The organism is Nonomuraea sp. NPDC004702 (genome assembly GCF_053601695.1).
Genome location: NZ_JBSGCE010000047.1, coordinates 1 through 17,876, shown reverse-complemented (window position 1 = coordinate 17,876; position 17,876 = coordinate 1). Strand labels below are relative to the sequence as shown.

Annotated in this window: 19 protein-coding genes and 1 pseudogene; 15 read left to right on the top strand and 5 right to left on the bottom strand. The window is 76.0% G+C overall.

Translation table 11 applies throughout. The features are described 5' to 3' along the window. Window positions 1-65 precede the first annotated feature (65 nt). From ACWEJ6_RS39370 to ACWEJ6_RS39355, 4 genes are all read left to right on the top strand, one after another. The gene (locus tag ACWEJ6_RS39370; RefSeq protein ID WP_452430527.1) at window positions 66-572 is read left to right on the top strand and encodes a GNAT family N-acetyltransferase; all 507 of its coding nucleotides are present in this window, start codon (window positions 66-68) and stop codon (window positions 570-572) included. Between the two features lie 134 nt (window positions 573-706). Next, on the top strand, window positions 707-1,423 hold the full coding sequence (locus ACWEJ6_RS39365; protein ID WP_452430525.1) for an alpha/beta hydrolase: 717 nt from the start codon (window positions 707-709) through the stop codon (window positions 1,421-1,423). Between the two features lie 146 nt (window positions 1,424-1,569). Further along, window positions 1,570-1,884: a hypothetical protein gene (locus ACWEJ6_RS39360; protein ID WP_452430523.1), complete on the top strand. Its 315-nt coding sequence runs from the start codon at window positions 1,570-1,572 to the stop codon at window positions 1,882-1,884. Window positions 1,885-1,911: 27 nt separating this feature from the next. Beyond that, window positions 1,912-2,598, top strand: a complete 687-nt coding sequence (locus ACWEJ6_RS39355) for a hypothetical protein (RefSeq protein WP_452430520.1) — start codon at window positions 1,912-1,914, stop codon at window positions 2,596-2,598. Between the two features lie 22 nt (window positions 2,599-2,620). Here the strand turns inward: ACWEJ6_RS39355 and ACWEJ6_RS39350 are convergent, their stop codons facing one another. From ACWEJ6_RS39350 to ACWEJ6_RS39335, 4 genes are all read right to left on the bottom strand, one after another. Continuing rightward, window positions 2,621-5,224, bottom strand: coding sequence for a LuxR C-terminal-related transcriptional regulator (locus ACWEJ6_RS39350; protein ID WP_452430518.1), 2,604 nt, complete (start codon window positions 5,222-5,224; stop codon window positions 2,621-2,623). A 94-nt stretch (window positions 5,225-5,318) separates the two neighbouring features. Continuing rightward, a complete protein-coding gene (locus tag ACWEJ6_RS39345; protein WP_452430516.1) occupies window positions 5,319-5,960 on the bottom strand; it encodes an NAD(P)-dependent oxidoreductase in 642 nt (213 codons plus the stop codon). Further along, window positions 5,957-6,781: an SGNH/GDSL hydrolase family protein gene (locus tag ACWEJ6_RS39340; protein WP_452430514.1), complete on the bottom strand. Its 825-nt coding sequence runs from the start codon at window positions 6,779-6,781 to the stop codon at window positions 5,957-5,959. Before ACWEJ6_RS39340 ends, ACWEJ6_RS39345 begins: the two co-directional genes overlap by 4 nt. A 55-nt stretch (window positions 6,782-6,836) precedes the next feature. Continuing rightward, complete coding sequence (locus ACWEJ6_RS39335) at window positions 6,837-7,625, bottom strand: SDR family NAD(P)-dependent oxidoreductase (protein WP_452430512.1); 789 nt, start codon at window positions 7,623-7,625, stop codon at window positions 6,837-6,839. 69 nt (window positions 7,626-7,694) lie between these two features. Here ACWEJ6_RS39335 and ACWEJ6_RS39330 point away from each other — a divergent pair, with 69 nt between their 5' ends. After that, window positions 7,695-8,162: a MarR family winged helix-turn-helix transcriptional regulator gene (locus ACWEJ6_RS39330; RefSeq protein ID WP_397217766.1), complete on the top strand. Its 468-nt coding sequence runs from the start codon at window positions 7,695-7,697 to the stop codon at window positions 8,160-8,162. Between the two features lie 122 nt (window positions 8,163-8,284). Beyond that, complete coding sequence (locus tag ACWEJ6_RS39325) at window positions 8,285-9,040, top strand: sigma 54 modulation/S30EA ribosomal C-terminal domain-containing protein (RefSeq protein WP_452430510.1); 756 nt, start codon at window positions 8,285-8,287, stop codon at window positions 9,038-9,040. 51 nt (window positions 9,041-9,091) lie between these two features. Here the strand turns inward: ACWEJ6_RS39325 and ACWEJ6_RS39320 are convergent, their stop codons facing one another. Further along, window positions 9,092-9,517, bottom strand: a complete 426-nt coding sequence (locus ACWEJ6_RS39320; protein WP_364341719.1) for a pyridoxamine 5'-phosphate oxidase family protein — start codon at window positions 9,515-9,517, stop codon at window positions 9,092-9,094. A gap of 210 nt (window positions 9,518-9,727) precedes the next feature. Between ACWEJ6_RS39320 and ACWEJ6_RS39315 the strand changes: the two genes are divergently transcribed. From ACWEJ6_RS39315 to ACWEJ6_RS39275, 9 genes and pseudogenes are all read left to right on the top strand, one after another. Beyond that, window positions 9,728-10,894 (top strand): globin domain-containing protein, encoded by a 1,167-nt coding sequence (locus ACWEJ6_RS39315; protein ID WP_358300482.1) that lies wholly within the window; start codon window positions 9,728-9,730, stop codon window positions 10,892-10,894. A gap of 73 nt (window positions 10,895-10,967) precedes the next feature. Beyond that, a complete protein-coding gene (locus ACWEJ6_RS39310; RefSeq protein ID WP_358300485.1) occupies window positions 10,968-11,459 on the top strand; it encodes a hypothetical protein in 492 nt (163 codons plus the stop codon). A 15-nt stretch (window positions 11,460-11,474) separates the two neighbouring features. Beyond that, window positions 11,475-12,032, top strand: a complete 558-nt coding sequence (locus ACWEJ6_RS39305; protein ID WP_397178915.1) for a hemerythrin domain-containing protein — start codon at window positions 11,475-11,477, stop codon at window positions 12,030-12,032. Then, complete coding sequence (locus ACWEJ6_RS39300) at window positions 12,025-13,452, top strand: nitronate monooxygenase (RefSeq protein WP_452430506.1); 1,428 nt, start codon at window positions 12,025-12,027, stop codon at window positions 13,450-13,452. The genes ACWEJ6_RS39305 and ACWEJ6_RS39300 overlap by 8 nt, the downstream gene beginning before the upstream one ends. Next, a complete protein-coding gene (locus ACWEJ6_RS39295) occupies window positions 13,449-14,639 on the top strand; it encodes a TIGR04053 family radical SAM/SPASM domain-containing protein (protein WP_452430504.1) in 1,191 nt (396 codons plus the stop codon). Before ACWEJ6_RS39300 ends, ACWEJ6_RS39295 begins: the two co-directional genes overlap by 4 nt. Window positions 14,640-14,661: 22 nt before the next feature. After that, window positions 14,662-15,048, top strand: a complete 387-nt coding sequence (locus ACWEJ6_RS39290; RefSeq protein WP_452430502.1) for a hypothetical protein — start codon at window positions 14,662-14,664, stop codon at window positions 15,046-15,048. Next, complete coding sequence (locus ACWEJ6_RS39285) at window positions 15,045-15,482, top strand: hypothetical protein (protein WP_452430500.1); 438 nt, start codon at window positions 15,045-15,047, stop codon at window positions 15,480-15,482. Before ACWEJ6_RS39290 ends, ACWEJ6_RS39285 begins: the two co-directional genes overlap by 4 nt. A gap of 110 nt (window positions 15,483-15,592) precedes the next feature. Beyond that, window positions 15,593-16,588 (top strand): Acg family FMN-binding oxidoreductase, encoded by a 996-nt coding sequence (locus ACWEJ6_RS39280; protein ID WP_452430498.1) that lies wholly within the window; start codon window positions 15,593-15,595, stop codon window positions 16,586-16,588. Window positions 16,589-16,645: 57 nt separating this feature from the next. Next, a pseudogene (locus ACWEJ6_RS39275) lies at window positions 16,646-17,876 on the top strand (multicopper oxidase domain-containing protein); the annotation flags it as partial.

Below are 17,876 nucleotides of genomic sequence, written 5' to 3'. Positions count from 1 at the left end.
CGATGATCGTCTTCTGCTAGTTTGTACCTTCCGGCCGGATGTTGCATCTGGCCGAGAGTGCTTGTATGACCATTTCTCCGGTGAACGTGCGGCCCGTTGAGGCCGCGGATCACCCCACCGTCGAACGCCTCTGGCTCATGTTCCGCCACGACATGGCGGACTTCCAGGGCGGGCTCCCCGGCCCCGACGGCACCTACCACGGCGACCGCCTGCGCACCGCCCTCGATGACGACGACTGGACGGCCTACCTGTTCACCAGCGGCGACCGGCCGGTCGGGTTCGCGTTCGTGCGTGCGGCGGCCGGTCCGGTCCGGGTGCTGAACAGCTTCTTCGTGGTCCGCGGCGCCCGCCGGTCCGGGATCGGGCTGCGGGTCGTCCGGGACGTGATCTCCCGGCATCCGGGGTCGTGGCGGATCGCCTTCCAGGACGCCAACACGGCGGGCGTGGCGTTCTGGCGGCGCGTCGCGACCGAGTTCGCCGGTGAGGCGTGGACGGAGGAGCGCCTGCCCGTCCCGAACCGCCCGGACGTCCCGCCGGACGTGTGGATCTCCTTCACCGCAGCCGAAATCTGATGGTGTGGTACGTTTTCGCCACGCATTCGAACTGAGGGGGTGAGACCGATCAACGTTGTGACAGGTCGGGGCTCCCTCACGCGCATCGCCTAGGGAGCGCCCGCACAAGGCATCCCGAAAGGCTCAGGACGCGCATGCGTTTTCTCTCCCGGACGTCGGCCGACGGCGTCATCGAACGATCCTTCGCCCTCGGCGGCATCCCCGGCGTCCTGTGGACCCCGCAGGACGCCGAACCCCGCGGCCTGGTCCTCATCGGGCACGGCGGCGGGCAGCACAAGCAGGCCCCGGGCGTCGTGGGACGCGCGCACCGGCTGGCGGCCGAACGCGGTTTCGCGGCGGCGGCCATCGACGCACCGGCCCACGGCGACCGGCCCGGAAGCGCCGAACACGAGCGGATCATCGCCGCGATGCGGGAGCGGATGGCCGGCGCGGGCGACCCCACCCCGCTGCTGGCCGAGCTGCACACGCTGCTGGCCGCCCAGACCGTGCCGGAGTGGCGGTCGGTCCTGGACGCGCTCGGCGACCAGGGGCCGGTGGGTTACTGGGGCGTGTCGCTGGGCTGCGCCCTGGGGATCCCGCTGGTGGCCGCCGAGCCGCGGATCGGCGCGGCGGTCCTGGGGCTGAGCGGCACCTCGCTCGCCTCGGCCCGGGCCGCCGCCGGGATCACCGTCCCGGTGCGGTTCCTGCTGCAGTGGGACGACGAACGGGTGCCGCGGGCCGAGGCCCTGGCCCTGTTCGACGCCCTGGCCTCGGCCGAGAAGACCCTGCACGCCAACCCCGGCGGGCACGCGGACGTGCCGGACTTCGAGATCGACAGCGCCCTGCGCTTCCTCGCCGACCGGCTGGCCTGAGGCCGCCGCCGGCCGGGAGGCCGTCCCGGCCGGCGGGGCGCCGATGAGTACGGGCGGGCGCGGCTGAGCACGTGCGTGCTCACGACAGGGGGCCCGCGGCGCGGCCACCATCGTGGTGCAGGAAGACCACGGCATGGAGGTGGGCGATGCACGACGAGCAGAACGGCGTCCGGGAGCCGTCCGTCGGCAGGAGAGGGCTGCTGCGGCTGACGGGGGCGGCCGCGGTGGCCACGACGGCGGCGATGGTCCTGCCGTCCGGGCGGGCCGCGGCGACGCCGGCCGGACAAGCGCGGACGCAGACGCAGGGCGCGGACGGCTCGGAGGCGCGGGACCGGGACTGGCGGTTGCGCACCGAGCAGCTCCGCGCCAACGGCGACAGCCTCCGGCGCAGCGCCGAGCTGACCAGGCAGAGCCTGGCCGGCCAGACGGCCCTGCGGATCCCGGCCGGACCACCCCGCTGACCACAGCCGACACAAGGAGGACGGACCATGACGTTTTTCGCAAGGGTCGGCTGGACGTGGGAGGCCGGCGGCGCGGTCCTGGGCGCCCCCACCGTCGCCCCCGCCGTGCACGACCTGACCACCGGCCATCTGGCGCTGCGGATGGCGACCAACCGCGGCGCGCCTTCCACCGCGGACCAGATCACCTCGCTGGGCGCGTCGATCGGCGTCCCGCGCAACGAGAACGGGCGCATCGACGGGCCCTCGGTGGCCCAGGTCGGGGCGACGTTCCGGCTGGACCCCGACTCCCGCTTCCACGTCGAGAGGTCGTGGAACTCCTCCGAGCTGTCGGTGACCCTCGCCATCAGCCTGGAGGACCTCACGGCGGGCACCGTCGTCACCGGGCCGGAGTTCGTCATCGCGCGGGACTCGGGGTTCAACGTGGGGGAGAACAAGCTGCTGTTCAGCAACCCGGCGCCGGGCGGGTCGGCGGCGGTCAGCGGCGACTTCGCCTGCGCCGCCCGCCACGACTACCGGGCGTGGATCGACCTGCACGCCCGCGTCAGCGGCGCGGGGTTCGGCGGGAGCGGCGGGTCGGGGGCCGACCTGATCGCCGGCGTCGTCGCGCCCACGCTCTCCTTCTTGTGGTACTTCACGCCGTTGCAGGGGGCCGCGCCGTCGTCGTGGACCCGCGAGGCGACCGCGCCACCCGCCCGCGCCGCCGACCGGGTCTGACTGCCGGGCCGGGGGGCGGCCGTCAGGGGCGCAGGACGTCGCGCAGCTCGCCGCGGCTGGTGACGCCGAGCTTGGCGTAGGCGCGGGCGACGTGGTTGTCGACGGTGCGTTTGGAGATGCCCAGCCGTTCGGCGATCTGCCGGTGGGTCAGGCCGGTCAGCGCCAGCGTCGCCACCTCGCGCTCGCGGGCGGTCAGCTCGGCGGTCGAGGGCAGCCGTTCGGCCAGGGCCAGGCCGGGGCAGCGGCGCAGGTGCTCGGCCGACAGGCCCCAGCAGCGCCGGGCGGTGTGGGCGCGGCCGTGCTCCCGGTGGCGGCGCGCGGCGCGGCCGTACCCCTCGGCGGCCAGGGGGTGCAGGCCGAGGCGGGCGAGGTCGCCGGCCGCCGCCTCCAGCGCGGCGGGGTCGCCGGTGCTGATCGCCGCCGCGTATCGCAGGTAGGGGGACTCGCCGCCGTCCGTGGTGGTGGCGGGCGGGGCGGTCGGTACGTCCGCGCCGAGCCGGACGGCGTCGGCCAGGGCGAGCGCGTGCACCGCCGCGGCGCCCATGGCCTGCGCCCGGACGGCGGTCGCGCGGGCCAGGCCGGCCGCGGCGCGGGCGTCGCCCCGGGCGGCGGCCACCCACGGCCGGGCCAGGTCGGCCCACAGCCCGAACATGGTCGCGGGCGGCCACTCCAGGCGGTCGGCGGTGCGCAGCGCGTCCTGCGCGGCGTCGGCCTCACCGGCCAGCGCCTCGGCGTGCGCGACCTCGCCGTAGAGCAGGCGGTGGAGCAGGCGGCCGGTGACGGTGTCGGGCCGGTGGAGGACGACGGCCTCGCGCAGCCTGCGCCGGGCCTCCGCCACGTCGCCGGAGAACCGGGCGACCTGGGCCATCGCGATCGCCGCCACCATCAGCGCGTACTCCCAGCCGTGGGCGAGGGCGGCCTCGTGCTCGCGTCCGGCGAGCCGCGCGGCCAGGTCCGTACGGCAGGCCAGGAGCGCGCCCTGCACCTGGACCAGCGCGGTGGTCGGCGGCAGCCACGGCATGTTCTCCACCGCCTCGGCCAGCACGGGATCACGCGCGTCGTGCGGCGGCGCGGGCGGCCGGCCGCCGTAGGCGCCGGCCAGCTCGTGCGCCAGGCGGGCCTTGACCTCGGCCTCCTTGTTGACCATCCCCGCCCGGAACAGCGGCGGCAGCTCCGACAGCGCCGGGCGCAGGTCGCCGGAGAACGCCGCGAACACCGAGCTCAGGGCCGCCCGCTCCTCGGCGTGCTCCGGGGGCAGGCCCGCGTCGCGGGCGGGCAGCGCGCGGTGGGCGGCGGGGTCGCCGAGCCCCCAGAACAGCGTCTCGGCCCGGCCGAACGCGATCTTGTCGTGGTGGTGGCCGGCGGTGGCGACGGCGTCCATGACGTCGAGCATGGCCATGAGCTCGCCGGTGCGCTCGCCGGAGATGAGCACCCGCCACAGGACCTGCGCCGCGCCGACGCCCTGCTCGACGTCGCCGTTCAGCAGGGCCGACTCGGTGGCGGCGCGGGCGAGCTGTTCGGCCAGCGGCAGGTCGAGCAGCGTCCAGGCGCGCCGGGTGGCGGTCAGCAGCATGCCGGGCGGCTTGACGCCGGCGTCGAGGCTCCAGCGGACGATGCGCAGCGCGTCGGAGCGGCGGCGGGCCCCCGTGGCGGCGATGGCCTCGGCCAGCACGCGTTTGGCCCTGCGGGTGCGCAGCTCCGGGCAGCCGTCGCGCAGCGCCTCGCCGTACAGGGGGTGGGCCAGGCGGAGCAGGGAGCGGCGGCCGTCGCGCTGGATCCACAGCAGGCCGCGCGCCTCCAGGCGGGTGAGCAGGTCTTCGGGGACGAGCCGGGTGACCACGCCGACCGAGACCGGCTCGGCCAGGGCGAGCAGTTCGAGCGCCCACCGTTCCTGGTCGGCGAGCGCGCCGAGCCGCCTGGCCACCAGCTCGGTCAGCCGGGGGGCGACCAGCCAGGGGCCCTCCCACCGCCACACGCTTTTGGTCTCGGCCAGCGTCCCGGCCTGCATGCCGGCCAGCACGACCTCGCGCAGCAGGAGCGGGTTGCCGGCGGTCAGCTCGTGCAGGCGGCGTACGGTGAGCTCGGCCGCCTGGCCGCCGAGCACCTCGTGCAGCACCTGGCCCACCTCGGACGGCGACAGCGCGGCCGGCTCGATCCGCTCGGCCAGCCCTTCGGTCCACAACGCGGCCAGCCACTCGGAGAACGGCTCGCCGGCGCGCAGCACCACCAGCACGAACGCGGCCCGCGTCCGGGCCAGGTGGCGCAGCACGGCCGCCGACTCGTCGTCGAGCAGGTGGGCGTCGTCCACGACGACCACCGCGCGCCGCGACCCGGCCGTCAGGGCCGCGACCATGGCCCGCACCAGCACGCCGCGGCTGGCCACGCCCACGACGCCGTCGGGGACGAGCACGCCGAGCGGGCCGAGCGGCACGTCGGAGTTGCCCGAGGTGGCCGGCACGGAATGCACGACGAACCTGGACGGATCGAGCGTGGCGAGCGCCTCGTACACCAGCCGGCTCTTGCCGACGCCCGGCGGGCCGGTGATCGCCAGCGCGCCGGCCGCCGGATCGCGCAGGGCGGTGGTGACGCGGCCCAGATCGGACTCCCTGCCCACGAACGGCCACATGCCCGCCTCCCGCTGCGTCGTCTGCCGCAGTCTGACACGCCGGACGGGCGCGAGTCAGCCGGAATGTCGCCTTCGCCGGCGTTCGCCTGACAGGTCAGGAGCCGCCGGCGATCTCGACGACGGCGTGGCGGTTGTGCTCGTCGGTGAGGTGGTCGAGCAGGTAGTGGGCCAGGTCGGCGCGGGAGATCGAGCCCGCCTTGGCCAGGGGCGCGTTCTCGGCGGTGCGGTAGCGGCCGGTCAGGGGCCCGTCGGTGAGCATCGGCGGGCGCACGATCGTCCAGTCGATGTCGTGGGCGGCGGTGACGGCGGCCTCCATGCGTCTCATGTCGGCGTAGCCGTGCCGGTAGAGGCGCTGGATCACGAAGCGGGTGACCAGGCGGCGGCCCAGCGGCGTGCCCGGCGGGATGTCCAGGCCCGCCGACGACAGGCACAGCAGGCGGCGCACCCCGCCGTCGCGCATGGCGGCGATGACGTTGGCGGTGCCCTGGGAGTAGACGGTGGTGGGGTGGCCGCGGTCGGTGCTGCCCAGGCACGACAGCACGGCCTCGTGCCCGCCGACGGCCTCCCGCCAGGGGCCGGGGGTCAGCACGTCGCCGCCGATCACGCTCACCCGCTCGCCCGCCGGGACGCGGCCGGGGTCGCGGGCCAGGACGGTGACGTCGTGCCCGGCGGCGACCGCCTGCTCGACCACCTGGCGGCCGGTGCCGCCGGTCGCGCCGAGGACCATCAGCTTCATGCCGCACCGGCCAGGGCCCGTACGACGGCCTCGGCGATCTCGCGCTGGCCCTCGATGCTCAGGTGCACGCCGTCGTCGAGGAAGTGGTGGTCCTCGCGGACGGCGAGCCTGGTGTCCACGGTCGGCTCGGGACGGCCCAGCAGGTGGTCGGCGGTGGCGTCGACGTCCTTGCCGGCCCAGGTGATGCCGGCGCGCCGGAAGTGCGGGTAGGCGGCGGCGCGCGGCTCGTCGAAGGGGCTCGGGGTGAGCCAGACCCAGCGGACGGGCCCGCGCTGCTGGGCCAGGTCGTGCAGCATGGCCAGGTTGCGCTCGGTCTCGGCGGCGCTGACCAGGGTGGGCGCGTCGGGGGCCAGGTGCTGGGCGTCGTTGGCGCCGATCATGCACAGCACCAGGTCGGGCCGCTGGAAGCCGAGGGCGGGGAGCTGGGTGAGCGCCTGGGTGGTGGTGCTGCCGGCGATCGCCAGGTTGGTGAAGCGGACGGCGTCGCCGGGACGGCGCAGCGCGACCAGCCGGCGCAGGATCTCGAACCAGGACAGGCGGTCGGCGGTGGTGCTCTCGCCGAGGGCCACCACGTGGAAGGCGTCGCGGGAGCCCTCGGGACGCAGCGGCAGCCGGTCGACGGCGTCGGCGAGGCCGGGCCGGGCCAGCAGCGTCTCGGCGGCCTGCCGGGTCTGCTGGTCGAAGGCGTCCAGCAGCGCGCGGTAGGCGTCGGCGTCGAGGCCGAACAGGGCGGCGAGGCGGGCCTCGTCCGCGCCGATCAGGTACGGCAGGGCGCCGGGCCGCTGGAACCGGACGAGCCGTTCGGTCATCGGGTCGGTCATGACAGGGCCTCCGTCTGGATGGTGGATGCGGGGGACGGGCGGAGCACGGCGTGGATCACGAGACCCGTCCGCCGGTGAGGTCGAGGGTCGCCCCGGTCACCCAGGAGGCGGCGGGCGAGGCGAGGTAGAGGACGGCCTGGGCGACGTCGGCGGGACGGCCGACGCGCCCGAGCGGGAAGGCCGCGGCGAGCTGGGCGAGCCGCTCGGCGGGCAGCGCGGCGAGCTTGTCGTTGAGCACGGCCGAGGGCGCCAGGCAGTTGACCCGCACGCCGTCGCCGCCCACCTCGGCGGCCAGGTGCCGGGCGAACATGACCACGCCCGCCTTGGCGGCGGCGTAGGCGGCGTTGGCGCCTCCGGGCTGCCGGCCCGCGGTGGACGACATCAGGATGATCGACCCGGCGCGCCGCTCCAGCATGCCCGGCAGGAACTCGTGGACGGTGAGGAACACCGAGGTCAGGTCGGACTCCAGCACGGCGCGCCAGCGGCCGGGGTCGAGCCCCGCGGTCGGCGCGGGCGCGCCCTGCCCGCCGGCGAACGGGGCCAGGATCTCCACCGGTCCGAGCGCGGCCTCCACCTCGGCGCGGATGCGGGCCAGGGCGCCGGTGTCGGTCACGTCGCCGGGCGCGGCCAGCGCCCGGCCGCCCTCGGCGGTGATCGAGGCGACGACGCGGTCCACCGCCCCGGTGTCGCGGCCGGTGACCGCGACCCGGACGCCGTTGGCGGCCAGCGCGTGGCAGGTCGCCGCGCCGATGCCGCGGGAACCGCCGGTGACGAGGGCGACCTTGCCCTCCAGTCCTGGATGTCTGGGCCAGTCAGGCCGGTCGGTGGTCATCTGGGTGGTCATCGCATATTGCTTCTCTCTAGAGAAAGGTTCACCCTTGTGAAAGGTTCTGTGCGGAGTACAGTATGCGCTGTGTCCGCGTCCCGCAACCGCCCGATGGGCGTCGCCTTCCTGCTCGCGCAGCTCGGCGCGCACGCCGCCGGCCGGTTCGCCGCGCGGGTCGCCGAGCTCGGCCTGTCGCCGTCCGACGTCGGGCTGCTGCGGATGATCGCCCTCCAGCCGGGCCGCAGCCAGCAGTCGCTCGCCGCCGACCTCGGCGTCGTGCCCAGCCGGGTCACCGCGCTGCTCGACCCGCTCGACCGGGCCGGCCTGGTGGAGCGGCGCCGCTCGGCCGGCGACCGCCGCAACCACGAGCTGCACCTGACCGAGCAGGGCGCGAAGGTGATGGAGGACATCAGGAGGACGGCGATGGCGCACGAGGCCGACCTGACCTCGTGCCTCAGCCCCGACCAGCGCGGCGAGCTGCTCGCCCTGCTGGAGCTGGTCGCCGCCGACCAGGGCCTGACGCCGGGCGTGCATCCCGGCTACCGCCGCTCCTGAGGCCGCCGGCCGCCCGGCGGGCCGTAGGTCCCCGCGCGGGAGGACCTACGGCTCTGGCCGCCGCGTCCGCCCAGGCCAGAGGCTTGGATCATCACCACCGGATGCGAAGAAGGTGTTCACGAATGAGGCACAGGCCCATCGCCCTTGACGCCGACGACGTGCAGGTCAGGATCCGCGGCGGCGGCGTGCGCGCGGCCGACGTGCGGCGTGCCCGCCACACCGTGGCCGACCTGACCCGGCTCGCCCACGAGCCGGTGCTCGGCGCGACGGTCAAGCTCGCCGCCACACCGCAGGTCGCGGGGGAGCGGCGGACGGCCGAGGCCGTGGTGGACGTCCAGGGCCGGCTCATCAGGGCCCGGGCCGGCGCCGGCTCCACCCGCGCCGCCATCCACCTGCTCGGCGACCGGCTGCGGGCGCGGCTGCTGGAGAGCACCCGGGACTGGGAGAACCGGCGCGGCCGCCACCCCCGTCCGCCCCACCCGGCCCCGGCCGCCGGGGAACGCCGGATCGTCCGGACCTGCACGGCCGCCCGCGCCGTGCCCGACGAGGCGGCGGTGAACATGGACGACCTCGACTACGACTTCCTGCTGTTCACCGAGACCGCGACCGGCCAGGACAGCGTGATCTACCGCACCGGCGACGGCTACCGCCTCGCCCAGCTCGACCCCCGTCCCGACCTGCCGGCGCCGACCTGCGCGGGGATCTCGGTCAGCCCGCTGCCCGCCCCCCGCCTCACCGCCGGGCAGGCCCTCGACCGGCTGGAGCTGACCGGTTTCCCGTTCGTCTTCTTCGCCGACTCCGCCACCGGGGCGGGCTGCCTTCTCTACCGCCGCGACGACGGGGACTACGGCCTGGTGACCACCGCGCACGAGGACTGAGCGCCGGCGCCGCCCCCGGCCAGGGGGCGGCGCCGCCCGTTCAAGGACCCGTCACACGACGGCCGCGCGGGCGGGCGCGATGCGGCGGCCGGAGATCTGCTCGGCCTCCACCACGATGTAGTGGTCCCGGTCGCCCGGCGCCCACGTCGTCAGCGGCAGCTCAGCCAGGCGGGCCAGCTCGGCGGCGTCGGTCACCTCGCGCGCGTGCCCCACCGCCGTGACCGACCAGCCGGTACGCCGCCCGGCGTCGAAGTCGTCGGCCTCGAAGGCCACCACGGCCCGCCGGGTGGCCGCCGCCAGCTTCGACCCCGTCGCGGTGCGGATCACGATGGACCGCCCGTCGAGACAGAAGTTCACCGGCTGGACGGCGGGCAGGGCACGATCGGTGAACACGATCCGCCCGATGGGCATCGAGGACAGCAGCAGGAAGCACTCCTCCTCGGAGAGCACCTGCAGTCCGGACGAGTCGAGCTGCATGCTCTCCAGGATCCCCCACCCGCCCCCGCCCGCGGCAGGGACGAAAGTCCCATCTTCCCCGGCGACCGGCCCGCGGACGCCGGATGTCCCGTCCGGGACCTTCGGCCCTTCAAAAGCGGACGTTCGCCCCGGTCAGCGACCGGGCCCGCTCCCTAGCCTGGGAACCGGCCCGCGGTCGCGGGTCTCACCCCTGGGACTGTGGAGGTCACAATGTTGTCCGCGGAATCCGCCGCCGTCGTCCGCGCCACGCTGCCCGTCGTGGGCGCCTCGCTCGACGCCATCACCGAGCGGTTCTACGCGACGATGTTCGCCGACCGGCCCGAGCTGCTGGACGGCCTGTTCAACCGCGGCAACCAGGCCAGCGGCGAGCAGCGCAAGGCGCTGGCCGCCTCCGTCGCCGCCTTCGCCACCACCCTCCTGGACCACCCCGACCAGCGGCCCGACCACCTGCTCGCGCGGATCGCCCACAAGCACACCGCGGTCGGCGTCACCGACGACCAGTACGTGATCGTGCACAAGTACCTGTTCGGCGCGATCGCCGAGGTGCTGGGCGAGGCCGTCACCCCGCAGGTCGCCGCCGCCTGGGACGAGGTCTACTGGCTGATGGCCGGCGCCCTGATCGCGATGGAGGCCCGCCTCTACGCCGACGCCGGCGCCGTCGAGGGCCGCACGTGGCGGCGCTGGCGGGTGGCCGGCCGCCGCGAGGAGACGCCCGACGTCGCCTCCTTCCTGCTCACCCCGCTCGGCGAGGAGCCCCCGCCGCCCGCCCGCCCCGGCCAGTACGTCAGCGTCCAGGTCGAGATGCCCGACGGCGTGCGCCAGCTGCGCCAGTACACGCTGTCCAACGCCGGCGACGGCCTGCGCCGGATCACCGTCAAGCGCGTGGACGGCGACCCCGCCGGCGAGGTGTCCACCCTGCTGCACGCCACCGTGCGCCAGGGCGACGAGCTCACCCTGTCGGCGCCGTTCGGCGACGTCACCCTGGACGACTCCGAGGCGCCGCTGGTGCTGGTGAGCGCCGGGATCGGCGGCACCCCCATGGTCGCCATGCTCGACCACCTCGCCGCCACCGGCTCCCGCCGCCGCGTCCTGGCCCTGCACGCCGACCGCTCGCCCGACCGGCACGCGCTGCGCGAGGACATGACCCGCCTGGCCCCCGAGCACGTCTTCTGGTACGAGCACGGCGCCCAGGCCCCCGACCGCGACGGCCTGATGGACCTCGGCGGCGTGCCGATCCCGCAGGGCGCGGTCGCCTACCTGTGCGGGCCGCTGCCCTTCATGCGCGAGGCGCGCGCCGCGCTGCTCAAGGCCGGCGTGGCGGCCCGCGACGTGCACTACGAGGTCTTCGGGCCCGACCTGTGGCTCGCCGCCGGCTGACCGCCCGCCCCGGCGGCCCGCCCGCCGGCCCACCCGCCGGTCCACCGGCGATCCACGTGACCAGGAGGATGAGATGAGCGTTGTCCGAGGCGCGGCGAGGGCGCTGCTGGGCGCCGCCGGCGCCGCGATGGCGGCCGCCGGCCCCGTCATGGCCGCCCGAGGCGTCCAGGCGCGCGGCGAGATCCGCGACGAGCTGCGCCGGCAGGCCATCAGTTTCCCCGGCAAGGGGCTGCCCGCCGAGCTCGCCGCCCACGAGGGCCGCGCCGTCCTGACCGGCCCGCAGGCCAGGGCCTACGCCCAGGTGATCGGCCGCAATGTGCTGACCGCCACCGGCGGCCGGACGTACGCGCAGGTCAGCGCCGAGCTGTTCGCGGCGGGCGGCGCGGACGCCGAGCTGGAGAGCCTGCGGCAGACCGCCTTCACCGGCCAGATGCTGCGCGCCTCCCTGCTCAACGCCTACCAGGCATGGCAGCTCGGCAACCTGGCCATCGGCCTCGGCGGGCTGCTGACGCTCACCGGCGCCGCCCTGCTGACCTGCGGCGCCACCCTCGCCGCCGACGAGTGACAGGGGACGGGAACCATGCGACCGGCGACGTCCGGAACCACCCAGCTGGAGGACTGTGTGCTGTCCATCGGCCATCACTTCACCGAGACCTTCCACGCCGAGCACCGCGAGGTCAGGGACCTGCTGCTCGCGCTGATCGACGCCTTCGGCGCCGGCGACGCGGCGCGGGCCGGGAAACTGGTGGCGGCCCTGTCGGCGGCCGTCGGGCCGCACTTCCGCTACGAGGAGGAGGCCATGTACCCCGGCTTGACGTCCGTCCTCGGCGCGCACTACGTGGACAAGCTGCTCAGCGACCACGACGACACGATCCGCAACATCCGCGAGCTGGCCGAGCTGGCCGACCTGGCCGCGATCGACGGCCTGGGCGAGATCGACGAGAACCAGGCCGCCTGGGGCATCGCCCTGGCACGGGAGATCCTGCCGCACGTCAGCGACTGCGACGGCCTGTCGCTCATGGTCGAGACGCTGCCCGAGGACGACGTCGTGCACATCCTGGCCACCCGCGAGGTGGCCAGGGAGATCAACGCCGACGTGCTCACCTGGGCCGGCACGCTGCGGGCGCGGCGTGTCTGAGGCCGGGCTCCCCGTCCTGATCCAGGGCGGCATGGGCGTCGCGGTGTCCGGGTGGCGGCTGGCGCGCGCGGTCGCCCGTACCGGGCAGCTCGGCGTGGTGTCGGGCACCGCCCTGGACGTCGCCCTGGCCCGCCGCCTCCAGCGCGGCGACCCCGGCGGCGACCTGCGCCGGGCACTGGCCGGCTTCCCCATCCCCGAGATCGCCGAACGGGTGCTCGGACGCTGGTTCGTGCCCGGCGGGATCGCGCCCGGCACGCCGTACCGGCCGGTGCCCCGGCTCGGGCTGCGGCCCAGCCGGGCCCGCGACGAGCTGGCCGTGGTCGCCAACTTCGCCGAGGTCTTCCTGGCCAAGCAGGGCCACGACGGGCCGGTCGGCGTCAACTACCTGGAGAAGATCCAGCTCGCCACGCCCGCCGCCGCCTACGGCGCGATGCTGGCCGGCGTCGACTACGTGCTGATGGGCGCCGGCATCCCGGCGGAGATCCCGGCGCTGCTCGACGCCTTCGCCGCGCACCGCCCGGCCGAGCTCACCGTCGCGGTGGCCGACGCCGGCGACGCCCGCCACACGGTCGGCCTCGACCCGGCCGCGCTGTGGCCCGGGGCCGCCCCGGCCGGACCGCTGCGGCGTCCCAAGCTGCTGGCGATCGTCTCCTCCCACGTGCTGGCCGCCTACCTGGCCCGCTCACCGGTGACCAGGCCCGACGGGTTCGTCCTGGAGACGCCGGTGGCCGGCGGGCACAGCGCGCCGCCGCGCGGCCGGCTGGTGCTCGACGAGCGCGGCGAACCCGTCTACGGGCCCCGCGACGAGGCCGACACCGCCAAGGTCGCCGCGATCGGGCTGCCGTTCTGGCTGGCCGGCGGCTACGCCACCCCCGGCGGCGCGGCCGGCGCGCGGGCCACCGGCGCCGCCGGCATCCAGGTCGGGACGGCGTTCGCGCTGTGCCGGGAGTCGGGCCTCGACGACGGCCTGCGGCGGCGCATGCTGAGCCGGGCCCGCCGGGGCGCGCTGGAGGTGCGCAACGACCCGCGCGCCTCGCCCACCGGCTTCCCGTTCAAGGTCGCGGGCCTGCCCGGCACCCTGTCGGAGCCCGAGGTGTTCGACCGGCGTCCCCGGCTGTGCGACCTGGGCTACCTGCGCACCCCGTACGTCAGGCCCGGCGGCGCGATCGGCTACCGCTGCCCCGCCGAACCCGTGGACGCCTACGTCCGCAAGGGCCGGCCCGCCGAGGAGGCCGAGGGCCGCCAGTGCCTGTGCAACGGGCTGACCGCCGCCATCGGCCTGGGCCAGCACCGCGCCGACGGCTACCAGGAGCCCGCCCTGCTCACCCTCGGCCAGGACCTGGCCTTCCTGGACGGACTGCCCGACGACCACTCGGCCGCCGACGTCGTGGACCACCTCCTGCGAGGAGCACCCGCATGACCGCACCACCCGGCGGGCGGCCGCTGCGCCGCGTCCGGCGCGACGTCGCCGCGAGCCCGTTCATCGTGATCTGGGAGGCCACCCGCGCCTGCCCGCTGGCCTGCCTGCACTGCCGCGCCGAGGCCGTGCCCGCCCGGCACCCGGCGGAGCTGACCACCGAGGAGGCGTACCGGCTCATCGGCCAGGTGGCGGACTTCGGCACGCCCCCGCCGCTGTTCGTGATCACCGGCGGCGACCCGTTCGAGCGGCCCGACCTGCTCGACCTGGTCCGCCACGCCCGCGCCCGCGGCCTGGCCCCGGCCGTGTCCCCGTCGGCCACCCCCGCCCTCGACCCGGCCAACCTCGCCCGGCTGCGCGAGGCCGGGGCCGCCGCCGTCTCGCTCAGCCTCGACGGCGCGACCGCGCCCGTCCACGACGCCTTCCGCGGCTACGACGGCGTGTTCACCCGCACCCTGCGCGCCTGGCGGGCGGCCCGCGAAGCCGGGCTCAAGGTGCAGATCAACACCACCGTGACCCGCCACAACCTGACGAGCCTGCCGGACATCGCCGCCCTGGTACGCCAGGAGGGCGCGCTGCTGTGGAGCGTGTTCTTCCTCGTGCCCACCGGCCGGGGCCGCGACCTGTCGGCCCTGACCCCGCAGGAGACCGAGGACGTGCTGCACTTCGTGCACGACGTCGGCACCGCGATCCCGGTCAAGACCACCGAGGCGCACCACTTCCGGCGGGTCGCCGTGCAACGGCTGATTCTGGCCGGACAGGGCGTGGACCACGCCGAGGCGCTCCGGCTCGGCCCGCTCTACCGCACCCTGCGGCGGCGCGCCGAACAGGCCGGGCTGATCGAGGAGCGGCGCAGCCGCCGCCCGCCCGTCGACGTCAACGCCGGGCGCGGGTTCGTCTTCGTCTCCCACACCGGGACCGTGCACCCCTCGGGCTTCCTCCCGCTGGACGCCGGGAACGTGCGCGACCGGCCCCTGACCGGGATCTACCGCTCCTCGCCGCTGTTCACCGCGCTGCGCGACCCCGACCGGCTGACCGGCCGCTGCGGCGCGTGCGAGTTCCGCACGATCTGCGGCGGCTCCCGCTCCCGCGCCTACGCCTGCTCGGGGGACGTCCTCGGTGAGGAGCCGTGGTGCGCCTACGAGCCCGGCAGCTTCCCCTACCAGAAGGAACTGGCCGCCCATGTATGAGCCGCCCATGTATGAGCCGCCCATGTATGAGCCGCCCGCGCATGACAGGAGAAGGGCCGGCGCGCTGGCCGCGCCCTACGACACGATGCTGGCCGCCTACGCCGCCGCGCTGGCCGGCTCGCCGCTGGCCGCCTCCAGCAAGGCCAGCTACCTGCGCCGCGTCGGCCGCTACCTGACCTGGGTCGCCGCCGCCTCCGACCGCGGGCTGCTGGCGGGCGAGCCGCTGGCCGACACGACGGTGGCCGTCCGCACCGCCCACGCCTACCACGGCGAGCTGCACGGCCGCTACGCCCCCAGCACGATCAACAGCACCCTGGCCGCGCTGGAGGACTTCTACGCCCGGCTCCACCTCGGCGCGACCGGCATCCCCCGCCGGCCGGCGCCCGGCCACCGGGCGGGCGCGCGATGACCTGGTGGGCGGTGGTGCGCTTCCTGCACGTGCTCGGGGCCGCGCTGTGGGTCGGCGGCCAGCTCGCCGTCTCCCTCGTCCTGCTGCCCCTGGCCCGGCGCCTGCTGGACGACGAGCGCCGCGCCCTGGTGCTCGGCGCCGTCGGCCGCCGGTTCGGGCTGCTCACCGCCGCCCTGTTCCTGCCCCTCCAGCTCGCCACCGGCGTGGCCATCGCCTGGCACAAGGGCGTCACCTGGGCCTCGCTCGCCGAACCCGGCTACGGCCGCGTCCTGGCCGCCAAGCTCCTGCTGTTCTGCGCCGTCATGGCCGCCGCCGCCCTGCACGGCTGGGCCGCCGCCCGCGCCCGCCCCCGCCTGGCCCGGACGCTGGCCGTCAGCGCCCTGGTGGGGTCGATCGGCGTCGTGCTGCTGGCCGCCGCGCTGCCCGCCACCTGATCATGGCCGATCGGAGACGCGGAAAGGGACTTTGGTCCCTGACGGCGGCACCGCCGGTCGCGCCATCGTGGAGACATGCCCGCAGCAACCGTCGTGCCGGGAGCCCCGCGATGACCGGCGCCGGCCTCGCCCGCCCCTGGGACGGACCCTTCGCCTCACACGCCGGGGTGCGCCGGATCGTCGCCGCCGCCGTCGCGGCGCCCTCGGTGCACAACACCCAGCCCTGGCGCTTCCGCCGCCTCGACGACACCACCATGGAGCTGTACGCCGACCTCGACCGGCTGCTCGCCGTCACCGACCCCCTGGGACGCGGGCTCGGCATCAGCTGCGGGGCCGCGCTGTTCAACCTGCGACTGGCGGTCCGGATGACCGGGCACGACCCCGGCGTCCTGCCGCTGCCCGACCCGGACGGCCGGCCCGAACTGCTGGCGACCGTGCGGGCCACGCCCGGCGGGCCGCCCACCCCCGACGAGCGGCTCCTGCACGACATGATCCCGCACCGGCGCACCAACCGCTTCCCCTTCGAGCGCCGCCCGCTGCCCAGGGACGTCCTGCTCGACCTGGTCAACGCCGCCCACGACGAGGACGCCACGCTGCTCCTCGTCAAGGGCGGGACGGCCAGGCGAGTGCTGGACATGGTCGCCCTGGCCGACGACACGCTGACGGCCGACCCCGCCTACCGGGCCGAGCTGGCCCGCTGGACCCGGCCGGAGGGCGGCGCCGACGGCGTCCCCGCCCACGCCTTCGGCCCGCGCCCCCGCTCCGGCGAACTGCCCATGCGCGGCTTCGGCGGCGGCGAGGTCGCCGACTTCGAGGCCGAGCCGCAGCTCGTCGCCCTGTTCACCCAGGGGGACGGCCCGCACGACTGGCTGCGCGCCGGGCAGGCCCTCCAACGCGTCCTGCTCACCGCCACCGCGCACGGCGTGGCGGCCTCGATGTTCAGCCAGCCGCTCGACCTGCGCCCGCCGCAGCACCGCGGCGACCGTCCCGGCCCGTTCGGGCACGTGCAGATGTTGATCAGGCTCGGGTACGGGCCGCCGGTCCCGCGCGTCCCCCGGCGCCCGGTGTACGAGGTCCTCGACCGGACGGGGGCCCGGCGTGCCTGAGCGGCGCCGCCCCCGATCCACCGGCCCTCGGCGGCCGCAGACAGGAAGGTGCCCGGAATGCCGGTCGACATCCGGATAGAGAGCGGCAGGCCGATCGACCTGCCGCCGCCGAGGCGGGCCCGCGCGTCCTGGCACCTGCGGGCGAACGCGACCGTCGTGGCCTGGCTGGCGCTGACCGTCGTCGCAGCCCTGGCGGGCGACGTGCTGCCGGCGCCGTCGTGGCTGCTGATCCACGTGTTCCTGCTGGGCGCGGTCAGCACGGCCGTGCTCATCTGGAGCGAGCACTTCACGGTGGCGCTGCTGCGCGTCCGCGGCCCGTCCGAGCGGGGGAGCCTGACCCGGCTGGCCCTGCTCAACACGGCCACGGTCGCCGTGCTGGCCGGCGTGGCGTACGGGCCGTGGCACCTGGCGGCGGCCGGCGCGGCGCTGCTGGCGGGCGTGGTGCTGTGGCACGCGGCCGTCCTGGTCCGGCTCGTCCGCGGCGCGCTGCCCGGCCGGTTCGGCCACGTCATCGGCTGGTACGTCACCGCCGCCTGCGCGCTCGCCGCCGGCGGAACCCTCGGCGGGCTGATGGCCGCCCGGACCGTCCAGGGCGCGCTGCACGAGCGCATGAGCGCCGCCCACTCCCAGGTGAACGTCTTCGGCTGGATCGGGCTCACCGTGCTCGGCACCCTGTTCACCCTGTGGCCGACGGTCCTGCGCACCCGCATGTCGGACCGGACCCGCCGGGCCTCGCGGGCGGGCCTGTGGCTGGCCGCGCCGGGACTGACGGTGGCCGTCGCCGGGCTGCTGGCGGGCTGGCGGTGGGTGGCCCTGGCCGGGCTGGCGGCGTACGCGGCCGGTGGGCTGGCGGTGCTCGTCCCCTTGGGCGACGCGCTGCGGCGCAGGAGGCCGCACACCGGCGCGGCGTGGATGCTGGGCGCGGCGATCGTCTGGTTCGAGGTGGCGCTGGCCGCCGATCTGGTGGTGGTGGCCACCAGGCCGGCGCACCGGGTCGCCGCCGCGCTGGCCCCGCTGCTGCCGCTGGTGCTGGTCGGGTTCGTGGCGCAGGTGCTGCTCGGGTCGCTGCTGCACCTGCTGCCCGCGGTGCTGGGCGGCGGTCCGGCCCGGTTCAAGGAGAACGCGGCGCTGCTGGAACGCGGCTGGCCGGCGCGGCTGGCGGCGCTCAACGTGGGGGTGCCGCTGCTGGTCCTGCCGGTGCCGCGGCCGGTCGCGCTGCTGGGGTGGGCGTCGGTGCTGGCCGCCGCGCTGGCCTTCGCCGCGCTGGCGGCGACAGCACTGGCCCGCC

What these genes read in the sequence shown, in the direction of transcription:
- ACWEJ6_RS39310 (WP_358300485.1), top strand. Translation starts at nt 10,968, where the DNA reads ATGAGCGTTGTCCGAGGCGCGGCGAGGGCGCTGCTGGGCGCCGCCGGC.
- ACWEJ6_RS39355 (WP_452430520.1), top strand. Translation starts at nt 1,912, where the DNA reads ATGACGTTTTTCGCAAGGGTCGGCTGGACGTGGGAGGCCGGCGGCGCG.
- ACWEJ6_RS39335 (WP_452430512.1), bottom strand. Translation starts at nt 7,625, where the DNA reads ATGACCACCCAGATGACCACCGACCGGCCTGACTGGCCCAGACATCCA.
- ACWEJ6_RS39285 (WP_452430500.1), top strand. Translation starts at nt 15,045, where the DNA reads ATGACCTGGTGGGCGGTGGTGCGCTTCCTGCACGTGCTCGGGGCCGCG.
- ACWEJ6_RS39315 (WP_358300482.1), top strand. Translation starts at nt 9,728, where the DNA reads ATGTTGTCCGCGGAATCCGCCGCCGTCGTCCGCGCCACGCTGCCCGTC.
- ACWEJ6_RS39365 (WP_452430525.1), top strand. Translation starts at nt 707, where the DNA reads ATGCGTTTTCTCTCCCGGACGTCGGCCGACGGCGTCATCGAACGATCC.
- ACWEJ6_RS39305 (WP_397178915.1), top strand. Translation starts at nt 11,475, where the DNA reads ATGCGACCGGCGACGTCCGGAACCACCCAGCTGGAGGACTGTGTGCTG.
- ACWEJ6_RS39350 (WP_452430518.1), bottom strand. Translation starts at nt 5,224, where the DNA reads ATGTGGCCGTTCGTGGGCAGGGAGTCCGATCTGGGCCGCGTCACCACC.
- ACWEJ6_RS39290 (WP_452430502.1), top strand. Translation starts at nt 14,662, where the DNA reads ATGTATGAGCCGCCCGCGCATGACAGGAGAAGGGCCGGCGCGCTGGCC.
- ACWEJ6_RS39340 (WP_452430514.1), bottom strand. Translation starts at nt 6,781, where the DNA reads ATGACCGACCCGATGACCGAACGGCTCGTCCGGTTCCAGCGGCCCGGC.
- ACWEJ6_RS39280 (WP_452430498.1), top strand. Translation starts at nt 15,593, where the DNA reads ATGACCGGCGCCGGCCTCGCCCGCCCCTGGGACGGACCCTTCGCCTCA.
- ACWEJ6_RS39320 (WP_364341719.1), bottom strand. Translation starts at nt 9,517, where the DNA reads ATGCAGCTCGACTCGTCCGGACTGCAGGTGCTCTCCGAGGAGGAGTGC.
- ACWEJ6_RS39360 (WP_452430523.1), top strand. Translation starts at nt 1,570, where the DNA reads ATGCACGACGAGCAGAACGGCGTCCGGGAGCCGTCCGTCGGCAGGAGA.
- ACWEJ6_RS39295 (WP_452430504.1), top strand. Translation starts at nt 13,449, where the DNA reads ATGACCGCACCACCCGGCGGGCGGCCGCTGCGCCGCGTCCGGCGCGAC.
- ACWEJ6_RS39345 (WP_452430516.1), bottom strand. Translation starts at nt 5,960, where the DNA reads ATGAAGCTGATGGTCCTCGGCGCGACCGGCGGCACCGGCCGCCAGGTG.
- ACWEJ6_RS39370 (WP_452430527.1), top strand. Translation starts at nt 66, where the DNA reads ATGACCATTTCTCCGGTGAACGTGCGGCCCGTTGAGGCCGCGGATCAC.
- ACWEJ6_RS39325 (WP_452430510.1), top strand. Translation starts at nt 8,285, where the DNA reads ATGAGGCACAGGCCCATCGCCCTTGACGCCGACGACGTGCAGGTCAGG.